8 protein-coding genes are annotated in these 11,651 nt (G+C 67.5%); 4 read left to right on the forward strand and 4 right to left on the reverse strand.

What is annotated here, in order from left to right; genetic code table 11:
• Window positions 1-2,145, reverse strand: a 2,145-nt coding sequence (locus AC1DPF_RS15250; RefSeq protein WP_477962206.1) for a TonB-dependent receptor, incomplete at its 3' end; no start/stop codon positions are given.
• A 341-nt stretch (window positions 2,146-2,486) separates the two neighbouring features.
• Between AC1DPF_RS15250 and AC1DPF_RS15255 the strand changes: the two genes are divergently transcribed.
• Complete coding sequence (locus tag AC1DPF_RS15255) at window positions 2,487-4,049, forward strand: ATP-binding protein (protein ID WP_477962208.1); 1,563 nt, start codon at window positions 2,487-2,489, stop codon at window positions 4,047-4,049.
• 19 nt (window positions 4,050-4,068) lie between these two features.
• Here the strand turns inward: AC1DPF_RS15255 and AC1DPF_RS15260 are convergent, their stop codons facing one another.
• A complete protein-coding gene (locus tag AC1DPF_RS15260) occupies window positions 4,069-5,691 on the reverse strand; it encodes a DUF885 domain-containing protein (RefSeq protein WP_477962241.1) in 1,623 nt (540 codons plus the stop codon).
• A gap of 260 nt (window positions 5,692-5,951) precedes the next feature.
• Between AC1DPF_RS15260 and AC1DPF_RS15265 the strand changes: the two genes are divergently transcribed.
• Genes AC1DPF_RS15265 through AC1DPF_RS15275 form a run of 3 tightly spaced genes read left to right on the forward strand, consistent with a single transcriptional unit; the run spans window position 5,952 to window position 9,441 of the window.
• On the forward strand, window positions 5,952-7,481 hold the full coding sequence (locus AC1DPF_RS15265) for a peptide ABC transporter substrate-binding protein (protein ID WP_477962210.1): 1,530 nt from the start codon (window positions 5,952-5,954) through the stop codon (window positions 7,479-7,481).
• Window positions 7,478-8,965 (forward strand): ABC transporter substrate-binding protein, encoded by a 1,488-nt coding sequence (locus AC1DPF_RS15270; RefSeq protein ID WP_477872665.1) that lies wholly within the window; start codon window positions 7,478-7,480, stop codon window positions 8,963-8,965. The genes AC1DPF_RS15265 and AC1DPF_RS15270 overlap by 4 nt, the downstream gene beginning before the upstream one ends.
• Before the next feature lie 32 nt (window positions 8,966-8,997).
• Complete coding sequence (locus tag AC1DPF_RS15275) at window positions 8,998-9,441, forward strand: DUF4112 domain-containing protein (protein ID WP_477872663.1); 444 nt, start codon at window positions 8,998-9,000, stop codon at window positions 9,439-9,441.
• A 19-nt stretch (window positions 9,442-9,460) separates the two neighbouring features.
• Here AC1DPF_RS15275 and AC1DPF_RS15280 read toward each other — a convergent pair whose 3' ends face one another.
• Window positions 9,461-10,180 (reverse strand): DsbA family protein, encoded by a 720-nt coding sequence (locus AC1DPF_RS15280; RefSeq protein WP_477962212.1) that lies wholly within the window; start codon window positions 10,178-10,180, stop codon window positions 9,461-9,463.
• Window positions 10,181-10,212: 32 nt separating this feature from the next.
• A complete protein-coding gene (locus tag AC1DPF_RS15285; RefSeq protein ID WP_477872659.1) occupies window positions 10,213-11,547 on the reverse strand; it encodes a M48 family metalloprotease in 1,335 nt (444 codons plus the stop codon).
• Between the last annotated feature and the right edge of the window lie 104 nt (window positions 11,548-11,651).

The following is an 11,651-nucleotide window of genomic DNA, read 5'->3' on the forward strand; positions in this document are numbered from 1 at the left end:
GGCGGGCCGCGTCTCGCCGCGCGCGGCGGCGGCCGCCGCGCGCTGCTCCATCATTCGCTTGGCGCGCGGGCTGTTGCGCATCGCGTCGATCAACGCCTGCGAGGTCTTGAGGCGCTGGCTGAAGGTCAAGCCCCAGCGGAGCTCGCTGCGATCCTGCCGCGCAAAGTTGATCGGACGGCTGTCGATGCGAACCAGATCGCCATCGACATCGCGGATGAAGCGATCGGGGAAGGCAGCCTCGATCGCGGCAGTGGGTTCGGGAAAGCCGGCGATGGCATTGCGGATGCGACTGTTCACATAGCTGGCAGTGAGGGTGAGATCAGCCTTGAACGGCTTGAGTGTGGCACCGATCTTCATCACCCGGCGCCGATCCGCATCCAGCAGGGGGTTGCCGCCGCCCAGCTGGGCGATGTCGACGGTGGTGCCTCGGACATAATCGAAGGTGCGGACATCGGGCGTCAGCACCACCGGGTTGCCGAGCTGCTGGACGCTCGGCGGGTTGCGGTCCTCGCTCATCGAATAGATCAGCGCGATCCCGGTGCGCGGCGTCCAGTTGGCGCCATAGCCCCAGCTGCCCAGCGTGCCAAAGTCGGAATAGCGATCGAACGCCGCATTCACGTTGAGCGACAGGTCGCCGATCGCGGCGAGCACGCCTTCGCGGCGGCTGGCGACCGGCAGGTCGAAGCTGACCCGGCCGGTGAGATCGCGGCGCGACAGCTCGCTCGACGCGGCTATGCCGGAGCGCACCGATGTCGCGTCGAGGCCCAGCGCGCTCGCGCCCGCCTTGAAGCTGGCATTGATGGGTCCGGCCGGCAGGCTCGCCAGCGGGCCGCTCGCCACCAGCTGGACATTGCCGCTGTCCGATTTCGCCCGGGCGCGATCGATAAAGCGCCCGTCGACGCCGAAGGGATTGAGCGACGGGTTCCCCGCAACCAGGCCAGCCTGCAGATCGGAGACATTGGCCCCGCGATCCGTGCGGGTTCGCGTCACGTCGTGATCGTAATTGCCGGTCAGCGACATGCGCCACTTCACGACGTCCTTGTCGAGCGTGAAGCCCAAATGACCGCTGGTGCCGTCGATCCCCTGGGTCAGCGGGCTTGCGCCCAGATAGCGCCGCAGGGTCACGTCCGAACCGAATGGCGAATAAGGATTGCCGGCGGGCAGTGTAAGGCTCGCGCCGGGCAGGCCGCGCAGGGAATCGCTGTCGGTGACATCGAGCGTCGCGTTGATCGTCGCAGCGACCGTGCCGAAGATGTTGCGCGCATAGACCGAGTTGAGGCTGAGCGTCTTCGTCTCCGGCCGGATCGTCCGATAGCGGCCGATATCGGCGACATTGGCGCGATTGGCCGTCGGCACGAAATCGCCGAGCGATGGCGCCCCGTTGGCGGCACCGGCAGGAACGCCTGCGACCGTCACCGGCGCGCCGGCCAGCGCGCTCAGCGCCGGATCGATCTGTGCGCCCGGCGGGATGCCGACGATGTTGCCGACGGTGTCGAACAACTGGCCGCCGCTGCGCGAGATCAGCTTGCGGTCTTCCTCGCTAATCGCCGCGCTCGCCTGATATTCCAGGTTGACGTTGAGCCGCTGGTCGCGGCGGAGGTGGAGCAGGTTGAGCTCGACCTGGCCGCTATTGCCGCCGCCCTGGGTGGTGGTGGCCCCCTCGATTTCCGCCGTGACCGCCCGGAAGCGGCGGCGCAATACGATATTCACGACGCGCTGATCGGCGCTGTAGCCATATTTGAGCGCGACCTCCTCGGGGAGGATGTCGACCCGCTCGATCGCCTCGGCCGGGATGTCGCGGATCTCCGCGAAGCCCGATATGCGACGGCCGTTGAGCAAGGTGACCGGCTGCTCGCCGCCGCGCCCGCGATCGCTGCGCGTCTGCGGGGCCAGTTCCTGGAGCAGTTCGGCGACCGAACTCACCCCGAGGGCCCGGACATCGCCGCTGTTCAACTGCTGCTCCGGCGCGATGTCGCCGATCACCGCGCCCGGCTGCCGCCGCCCGGTGACGACGATCGTTTCGGATTCGTCATAGTCCTGCGCGTCGTCCTGCGGGACCTGCTCGGTGCGGGCAGCGGGCTCGGCATTCTGGGCGAAGACGGCTCCGCCGCAGAGCGACACACCCGCAAGCAGCAGGCGTGCCACCCCAGCATCCGACCATATCCTTACCCGCACCACGCCACTCCCGCCCGAATCACAGATCGAGCGCTCTTAGCCGAAAATATCGACGGGAGATGTCAGCGCCGAAATTGCGGGTCAGATGACGTGGAACAGCAGCAGCCCAATGACGACGATGCCGGGAACGCCGAGCAACCACAGGATAAGGCCCTTGCCCATTTTCTAACTCCTCGGAGCCGCCGCAACGAAACCGCACGACAGGCTTGTGAAGTGAGAACGACCCTGTTCCGCGACCGTTCCATCTTCCTGTGCGAGGCAGCTTCGGTTACCCCTGTGCCGATAATCGACAAGCGTAAGGGGAAGCGCGGGTGATTTCGACGATCCAGCAACTGCTCGGCGGCGGCTACGCGCCCCATGGCTATTGCCTGCTGTGGCAGCCATGGCTGATCTGGACCATGGCGATCTCCGACAGCCTGATCGCGCTCTCCTATTTCTCCATTCCGATCGCACTGGTCACCTTCCTGCGCCGGCGCCCGGACGTCGAGTTCAGTGGCATCTTCTGGCTTTTCGCGCTCTTCATAATGGCTTGCGGCCTGACTCACGTCGTCGCGTTGTGGAATCTGTGGAACGGCGCCTATCAGGTCGAGGCGATCGTCAAGCTGATCACCGCGACCTCGTCGGTACTGACCGCCGTCCTGCTATGGCCGTTGCTGCCCAAGGCGATCGCGCTGCCGTCGCCAACCCATCTGCGATTGGCCAACGAAAGGCTGCGCGCGGAGATCATCGAGCGGGAGAAGGCCGAAGCGGCGCTGCTCCAGGCCCGCAAGATGGAAGCGATAGGCCAGCTGACGGGCGGCATCGCGCATGATTTCAACAACCTGCTCCAGGCGGTGAGCAGCAGCCTCGACCTGATCGCGTCCCGCACCGCGAACGACGAGCGCGCCCGGCATCTGGTGGACATGGCCTTGTCCGCGGTCGATCGCGGACGACGGCTAACCGGCCAGCTGATGGCTTTCTCGCGCGTCCAGCGGATCGCGCTCAGGCCGGTCCGCGTCGCCGACCTGCTCGTCGACATCAAGGAGCTGCTTGCGCGCACGATCGACCCTTCGGTCGAGCTGAGCTTCGACATCGAAGAGGCTCCGCACGCCGTGCTGGCGGATAGCGTGCAGTTCGAGCTGGGGCTGCTCAACCTGGCGCTCAACGCACGCGACGCCATGCCGGGCGGCGGCAAACTGCACATCGCCGTGCGGAATCGCCATCTCGAAGGCCGCGACGATGTCGACGATGGCGACTATGTCGGCATCACCGTCACCGATACCGGCATCGGCATGACACCGGACGTGATCGCCCGCGCGTTCGAACCCTTCTTCACCACCAAGGCGGTCGGGCAGGGTTCCGGCCTGGGGCTAAGCATGGTGTTCGGGATGGCGCGCCAGAGCGGCGGTACCGTCACCATCGAGTCCGCGCCCGACAGGGGCAGTTCGATCACGGTCTTCCTGCGGCGAGCCGACGCCGCGCTCGCTTCCGCGACGACGCCGCGACACGCATCGCCTCACGAGATCCAGCACCTTGCCGGACTCAAGATCCTCGTCGTCGATGACGAGCCCATGATACGTGAGATCCTCGCGGAGATGCTCCGCGGCTTTGGCTGTACGGTCAGCACCGCGGAGAATGGCGGGCAGGCATTGGGCGAGATCGATGGGAACCCGCCCGAGGCCCTCCTGCTCGACTTTGCGATGCCCGGCATGAACGGCGCCGAAGTGGCGCGCGCCGCGCTCGCCCGGCGGCCCGACCTGAAGATCGTCTTCGCTACCGGCTTCGCGCAGTCCGACGCCATCGACGCGGCGGTCGGCGATGAGGCGATCATCCTGCGCAAGCCCTTCTCGCCCGGAGCGCTCTCGGAGGCCCTGCGGAAAGCTCTGTCGGCCTGAAACGGGGCGAACGCCGAGATCAATTCGGCAGAGGCCAGGGCCCTTTCCCGCCTTCCGCGATGAGTCGGTCGGTCCGCGCCGTGATCACAGGCAGCGGCACCGAGCCGAGCGACAGGATCATGTCGTGGAAGGCCCGGATGTCGAACCTCTGCCCCAGCGCCTGCTCGGCCCGCGCGCGCTCCTTCTCGATCTGGAGCTCGCCGAGATAATAGGACAGCGCCTGTCCCGGCCAGCCGATATAGCGGTCGACCTCGGTCTCGATCTCATGCTCGGACAGCGCACTATTGTCCTTCAGGAAGGCGATGGCCCGGGCACGGCTCCAGCCCTGGGCGTGGATGCCGGTATCGATCACCAGCCGCGCCGCGCGCCACATCTGGTAGCTGAGCATGCCGAAGCGCTCATAGGCCGTCTCATACATACCCATTTCGACGCCGAGCTTCTCGCAATAGAGAGCCCAGCCCTCGCCATAGGCCGAGACATAGGTGTAGCGGCGATAGTCCGGACGGTCCTCATTTTCCGCCGCCATCGAGAGCTGCCAGCTGTGGCCGGGCGCGGATTCGTGCAGGGTCAGCGCGGTCAGCTGGAACAGCGGCCGCGAGGGCAGGTCATAGGTGTTGACCAGGTAGCGATCCTGCCCACCCCGTCCGGCCGTGTAGTAAGGCGCGATGTCTGGCGGCACCGGCACGATGCCGAAGCGGCCGCGCGGCATGCGTCCGAACCAGCGCGCCGCTCTGCCGTCGAACTGCTTGGCGATCCACGCCGCGCGATCGAGCAGCGCCTGCGGCGTGGTGACATAGAATTGCGGATCGGTGCGCAGGAAATGGAGAAAGGCGGGAAAGTCGCCCTGAAACTTCACCTCCTTTATCACAATGTCCATCTGCGCGCGGATCTTCGCCACCTCCGCCAGCCCGATGCGATGGATCTCTTCCGGCGGCAGGTCGAGGGTGGTGTAGGCGCGGACCTGGGCGCGGTAATAGGCCTTGCCGTCCGGCCAGCTTTCCGCGGCCAGTCCCTCGCGGAGATGCGGCAGATAATCGCTGCGCATGAAGGCGAGCAGCGATCCATAGGCCGGAATGATCCGGTCGCGGATCAACGCCTCCGCCTCGGCGCGCATTGCCGCTTGCCGCGCCGCCGGGATCGTTGCCGGCAGCGTCTTGAACGGCTCGAACCAGAAAGTGTCGGTCGGCGATTTCGCTTCGGCGATCGCGGCGATCGACGCATCGCGCCCCGCCATGACGACCTTGGGCGGGGCGAAACCGCGCTTCAGGCCCGCGCGCATATTGGCGATATTCTGGGCGAAATAGCGCGGGATGTCGCGCATCAGCGACAGCAGGTGCGCGGCATCGGCCTCGCCCCGCAAGGGCTGGCGCGCATAATAGCCGATGTCGGCCCAGAAGGCGCTGTCGGAGTTCAGCGGCTTCTCGAAATCCCGAAAGCGCTGAGCGTCGAGCAGCGTGGCGATCTGCGCGCGATAGACACCATAATTCTCCTGCCGGGCCGGCGACAGTGCGCCGGGATCGATCGCATCGAGCTGCGCGAGCGTGTCGGTCCATGTCGCCAGGCGCGCCTGCTGGGTCTGTGGGCTCTCGTCCGGCAGGTGCGCCGGGATGCCGCCCCTGTTCGCCTCTTCGCTCTGCAGCATCTGCTGCCGCCACGCCCATTCCTGCGCTGCAAGCGCCTCGAAACGGTCGTCGGCAGGGTTCGCCGCGACGGGAGTCGCGAGGGACAGCAGAATCGCAGACAGACAAGCTATTTGAGCGCGCACGCCACTCCTCTCCTCGTCATCAACTCAATATGTGCTGCTGGCATATCGCAGTCGAGCGTTGGCGATGACGAAGATTTTGCGCATGATGGCGGTTTGGGGTTGAGCCTTGCGATACCATCGGGCCTAACCGGCCACAGATGCGCCGCTGCCTCCTCCCGCTCCTGCTCCTCCTCGCCGCATGCCATGGCGGCATCCGCGAGCCGTTGCCGAAGGATCGGCTGGTCCGGCTCGCCGACGACGAGGTCAAGAGCCTCGATCCGCAGAAGGCATCGGATCTTGCCAGCATCCGCGTCGCCCAGGACCAGTTCGAGGGCCTCACGCGCATGGATGGCAGCGGCAGGGCCGTGCCCGGCCTGGCGGCTGGCTGGTCGGTTTCCCCAGACGGCAGGCGCTGGCGTTTTCCACTGCAGCCCGGCCTCGTCTTTTCGGATGGGCGTCCGATCACGCCCGCCACATTCGTCGCCGTGTTCGCGCGGCTTCGGGATGCCCGGACAGCCTCGCCCAGCGCGAGCCTGTTCGCCGATATTGAGGAGATCACGACGGCAAGCGACAGCGTCGTCATCCGCCTGGGCGCGCCGATGCCCGCGCTGCCCGCGCTGCTGGCGCTGCCCGCGCTGGCGGCATTGCCGGTCCATCGCATCGCGGCACTCGGAGACGGCTGGACCGCCGAGCGGCCGCTCGTCACCTCCGGGCCGTATCGGCTGGAGCAGTGGCGGCTCAACGAGCGGATCCGGCTGATCCGCAATCCCCATTGGCATGGCGGGCGCGCGGCCATCGCGGAGGTGGAGTGGCGGCCGGTGACCGACCGGCTGACGGCGCTGCGCAGCTTTGCCGCGGGCGAGGCGGACACCAGCAATGATTTCCCCCCGACGCGCGCCGCCTGGATCGCGCAGCGCCTGCACGGCACGGCACACGTCGCGCCCTATAACGGCAGCTATTATTTCATCTTCAACACCACCGCCCCGCCGTTCGACGACGCCCGCGTCCGCCGCGCCCTGTCGATGACGGTCGAACGGCCATGGATAGCGGAGAAGCTGATCGGCCTGGGCACCCTGCCCGCCTGGGGCGTGGTGCCGCCGGCGGTGGCGGGCGCTCCCGGCGGTTATCGTCCGGCCTGGGCGGGCTGGAGCCGCGAGCGCCGACAGCTGGTTGCGCGCGGCCTGCTGGCGGCGGCGGGCTACGGCCCCGGCCGCAAGCTGATGTTCGACATGCGATTCAACAGCGACGCGGATCATCGTCGGGTGGCGGTGGCGATGGCGGCGATGTGGCGGCCGCTGGGCGTCGAGGCGCATCTTCTCAACAGCGAGGCGTCGCTGCATTTCGCCAGCCTCCGCCGCCGCGACTTTGCCTTCGCGCGGTCCGGCTGGATCGGCGATGTCCCCGCGCCGGAGAATTACCTCGCGATCCACCGCTCGGACGCCGGCCCGCTCAACTATGCGGGCTATGCCAGTCCCGCCTTCGACGCCGCGCTCCATCGGGCGATGGACACCGCCGACGCGGCGGGCCGCGCCAGGGCAATGCGCGCGGCCGAGGCAATCCTCGTCGAGGACGCCCCGCTGGTCCCGCTCTACCACTATGTCAGCCGTGCCCTGGTTGCCCCGCGCGTCGATGGCTGGCACGACAATGCACCTAACATGCACCCCAGCTGGACCCTGCGCTTGAGATGATGCGTAAAGCCCCGATCGCGCTCTTTGCCGCGCTGCTGCTCGCGAGCTGCGGCGGCGGCAACGAGGAGCAGGTTACGGTCAGCGTGATCGGCCGCGAGACACGCCTGCGCGATCCGGCCAATATACTGCCCCGGCAGGCCGACGCAGCGCTGCTCGGCGCCGTCGCCCAGGGGCTGGTGGGCATCGACGCCGGGGGGCAGGTCCAGCCGGGGCTGGCGATTCGCTGGGCGATTTCCGACGATGGGCTTTATTATACCTTCCGGCTCGACCGCGAGCTTGCGGATGCCGGGAGGGTCGCGAGCCAGCTTCGCACGCTGTTGCGGCGCTATGCCGATGGCGCGCTGGGCATCCGCGTCGATGGCGTCCGCGAAATCGTCGCGGTCACCCCCGAGGTCATCGAGATCCGGCTTGCCGCGCCGCGCCCCGAACTGATGTCGCTGCTCGCCAGTCCCGCCTTCGCGCTGCTGATCGACGGCAAGGGCACCGGCCCTCTGCTGATCGACGGCAAGGTAGGCCGGCTGACCAGCTTGCGGCCGAAGGGCGGCAAAGGCCCCGACGAGGATGGCAAGGCCGAGGCCGCCGCCCGGCGCCGAGTCCATCTGCGCGGGGAGCGGGTCGCGCTTGCCGTGTCGCGCTTCGCCAATGGCGAGGCGACGCTCGTCACCGGCGGCGGCTATGACGATTTCGTCTACACCCGGCTGGCCAATATCGCGCCGCGCAACGTCCAGGTCGATCCCGCAGTCGGGCTGTTCGGCTTCCGCGTGGCCCGCAGCTCGCCGCCGCTGATGGCGGTCGAAATGCGCCAGGCCCTGGCCATGGCGCTCGACCGCGATGCGATCGGCGCCGCGCTCGGCGTGCCGGGCTGGCGCCCGGTCCAGTCGATCCTGCCGCCGGGGCTGACCGACGTCGCCGAGCCGACACGGCCTTTCTGGGCCCAGGCTTTCGCCGATGTTCGCGGGTCCGACCGGCAGGCGCTTGCCGGCCGCGTGGATAGCGCGCGGCGGATCGTCGGAATCTGGCGCGCGCAGCATGGCGTGGACGGCGCGGTGCGGCTGAACCTGGCCATGCCCGAGGGGCCCGGGTCGGCGATATTATTTGCCGCCATCCAGCGGCAATGGCGCCGGATCGGCGTCGAGGCGAAACGGGTCGGCCCGCGCGATGCCGCAGAGCTTCGGCTGATCGACGAAGTCGGCCCAGCCGACCAGGCCGATTGGTTCCTGGCCCATTTCCTGTGCGACAGCGGCCGGCCCTGCAGCGAGGAGGCCGACCAGGCGTTCCGGGCCGCCCGCAGCGCCACCGAACCGGTGCTGCGCGCCCGGATGATCGCGGACACCGAGCGGCGCATGACGGCCGTCGCCCCGTTCATCCCGATCGCACAGCCGGTGCGCTGGTCGCTGGCCGCGCCCGACCTTCCGGGTTTTCGCCTGAACCCGCGCGCGGTCCACCCCCTCGCACCGCTGATCGGGAACCAAAGCAACCGTTGATGCGATCAGTCGACACCAACTGGAGAATGAGCATGAGACGCCCCACCCCGGCCGATTTCGACGGGCTATCCGATCGCATGCCCGGCCTGGGCCGCGACCCCGCAGCGGTTCGCCGCCGGGTCGAGGCGATGGAAGCATTGCTCGAACGAATGTTTGTAATCCCCGGCCTCAATCGACCGGTTGGGCTCGACGTGCTGCTCGACATGGTACCGGTCGTCGGACCGGCCATCGCAGCGGTGATGGGGAGCTGGCTGGCCTGGGAGGCGCGCAGTCTCGGCATGTCGAAATGGCAGCTGGCCCGCATGTTCGGCAATGTCGGCCTTGATCTGCTGCTCGGGGCCATCCCCTGGGTGGGTGCCATTCCCGACTTCTTCTTCCGCTCGAACAGCCGTAATCTGCGGATGATCAAACGCCACCTCGACCGCCATCATCCGGCGAGCGCGACCATCGAAGGCACGGTCGAGCCGGGGCGCTGACCCTCAGCCAAGCCACATGTCAGGTCCGGCCTCGCGCCTGGTCGATCGCCTGCTTCAGCGCATCGTAGCCGACAGCGCCTTTCAGCACCTGGCCGTTGATGACGAAGGTCGGCGTTGCCAGCGATTCATCGACCTTGCCAGCCAGTTCGAGATTCTTGCGGAGCTCGGTCTCCACCGCCGCGCTCGCGGCATCGCGCCGGAGCCTGCCGGCATCGAGTTTCAGTGAGCTCAGCACCGCGGTCACCTTCGCCGGATCGGGCCGCCCGGCGGCGAACATCCGCTGATGGAAGGCCCGGAACGCGCCCTGCTGCGCCGCTGCCAGGCTCGCCCTGGCAGCGATTTCGCTGCCAGGCCCCAGGATCGGTATTTCGCGCCAGACGACCTTGAGATGCGGGTCCGACGCCAGCAGCCGATCGACATCGGGCAGACTCGATCGGCAATAGCCGCAGGCATAATCGGTGAACATCACCAGCGTGACATCGCCATTCTGGTCGCCGGCCCAGGCGGACGCGAACGGCGTTTCGAGCGCAGCCTTGTTGCTGGCATAGGCGTCCTGGCCCTGCCTTGCGCGCAGCCTTTCCATGGCCTGAGGAATGATTTCGGGATGGGCGAGAATATAGTCGCGCACCACCATCTCGATCTCGGCCTTGCCGGCGGGCGCGTCGCTGCGTTGATGCGCCAGCCAAGCGGCGCCGCCACCGAGAAGGAGCGCGGCGCCGGCACCGATCGTCGCGGCCATGCGGCGGTTCCGGAGCATATGATCCTTGATCGTCATTTCTTGCGGTCGCTTGCTGCGGCGCGCGACGACAGGGCGATGTCCTCCGCGCGCAGATAATCGGGCGTGCCGCGCGGGATCCGCGCCATTGCGGCCTCGGCGCTGGCCATCGCCAGCCGGCTGTTGCCGATCAGCGCATAGCGTTCCGCGGTGGCGAGTTGCGCGCGAGGCTCGTCGCCGAGCTGCGCATAGGCCATGCCGAGCGTATACCATGCAAAGGGATTGTCACGGTCGCGCGCGACCGACACCTTGAGCACGTCGCGCGCCTCCTTGAGATTGGCGGGATCTTCGGTCGCGACCAGCGCATGGCCGAGCAGCGACGCGATGAGCGGTGCCCCGCGCGATCCCTGCACCGCGAGCCGCAAGGGTGCGAGCGCCTCCAGCGGCTTACCCGATTCCAGCAAGATCTGGCCCTGCAGTTCGCGATAATAGGGATCCTTCGGTGCCAGGGCGACCAGCTTGTTCACCTCTTCGACCGCCTTGTCGGGATAGGCGCCGCGGTGCCATGCATAGGCCCGCGCATAATGCGCCGGCGCGCTCTGGTCGGTCTCGGGATATTTGCGCAGCGCCGTGGTCGGATCGTCCATATAGCCGACCAGCTTGGCCTTGATCCGCTGAAACCGCGCGTCGAGCGCCGGATCGGTCTTGTGGTTATAGCTGGGCGATTTGATCACGTCGTTCGACAGCGCGGCCTCACGATCCCCCGACATCGGGTGGGTCTGCATGAACGGATCGATCTCGGCATAGGTGGAGGCGTAGCGGAACTCCTCCTTCTTCAGCTTCAGGAAGAAGCTGAGCATGCCCTTGCCCGACAAGCCCGCCTTGTTGAGGAAACCCACACCGGCAGCGTCGGCACTGGCTTCCTGCACCCGGTTGAAGGCGAGGAATTTGCCCATCGCGGCCTGCTGGCCGGCCATCATCACGCCCATGCCGGCGTCGCCCGCGCCTGCCGCCATCGCCGCGGCGCCCAGCAGCAGCGACAACAGGGTGATGCCGGTCGCCGCCTTCGCGCCTTCACCGAACCGAATGACGTGGCCGCCGGTGATATGGCCGAGTTCATGGGCGATCACGCCCTGAACTTCGCTGGTGTTGTCCGCGGCCTCGATCAGACCGCTATGGATATAGACCGCCTGCCCGCCGGCGACGAAGGCGTTGATCTCCTTGTCACCGACCAGGATGATGTCGACGTTGCCGGGCTGCAATCCGGCTGCCGCAACGAGAGGTGCGGCGATCTCCTTGAGATAGGCCTCGGTTTCGGCATCGCGCAGGATCGACTGCGCCATGAGCGGCTGCGCGCCGAGCGATATCGAAAGCCACAGGAGCAGCAGCATGCGCAGAGCTTGGCGCAGATGTCTCGATGATGCGGGAAAGCGGCCCATGCTCATCCGTCCTCGCGCAGCGCGGCTGAACCGCGCGTGAAGAACGACGGGCCAGC

The sequence above is a fragment of the Rhizorhabdus sp. P4_G6 genome, from assembly GCF_056401045.1.

Coding starts and splice junctions, on each gene's coding strand:
- AC1DPF_RS15265 (WP_477962210.1), top strand. CDS start 5,952: ATGCGCCGCTGCCTCCTCCCGCTCCTGCTCCTCCTCGCCGCATGCCAT.
- AC1DPF_RS15270 (WP_477872665.1), top strand. CDS start 7,478: ATGATGCGTAAAGCCCCGATCGCGCTCTTTGCCGCGCTGCTGCTCGCG.
- AC1DPF_RS15260 (WP_477962241.1), bottom strand. CDS start 5,691: ATGCTGCAGAGCGAAGAGGCGAACAGGGGCGGCATCCCGGCGCACCTG.
- AC1DPF_RS15280 (WP_477962212.1), bottom strand. CDS start 10,180: ATGGCCGCGACGATCGGTGCCGGCGCCGCGCTCCTTCTCGGTGGCGGC.
- AC1DPF_RS15285 (WP_477872659.1), bottom strand. CDS start 11,547: ATGCTGCTGCTCCTGTGGCTTTCGATATCGCTCGGCGCGCAGCCGCTC.
- AC1DPF_RS15275 (WP_477872663.1), top strand. CDS start 8,998: ATGAGACGCCCCACCCCGGCCGATTTCGACGGGCTATCCGATCGCATG.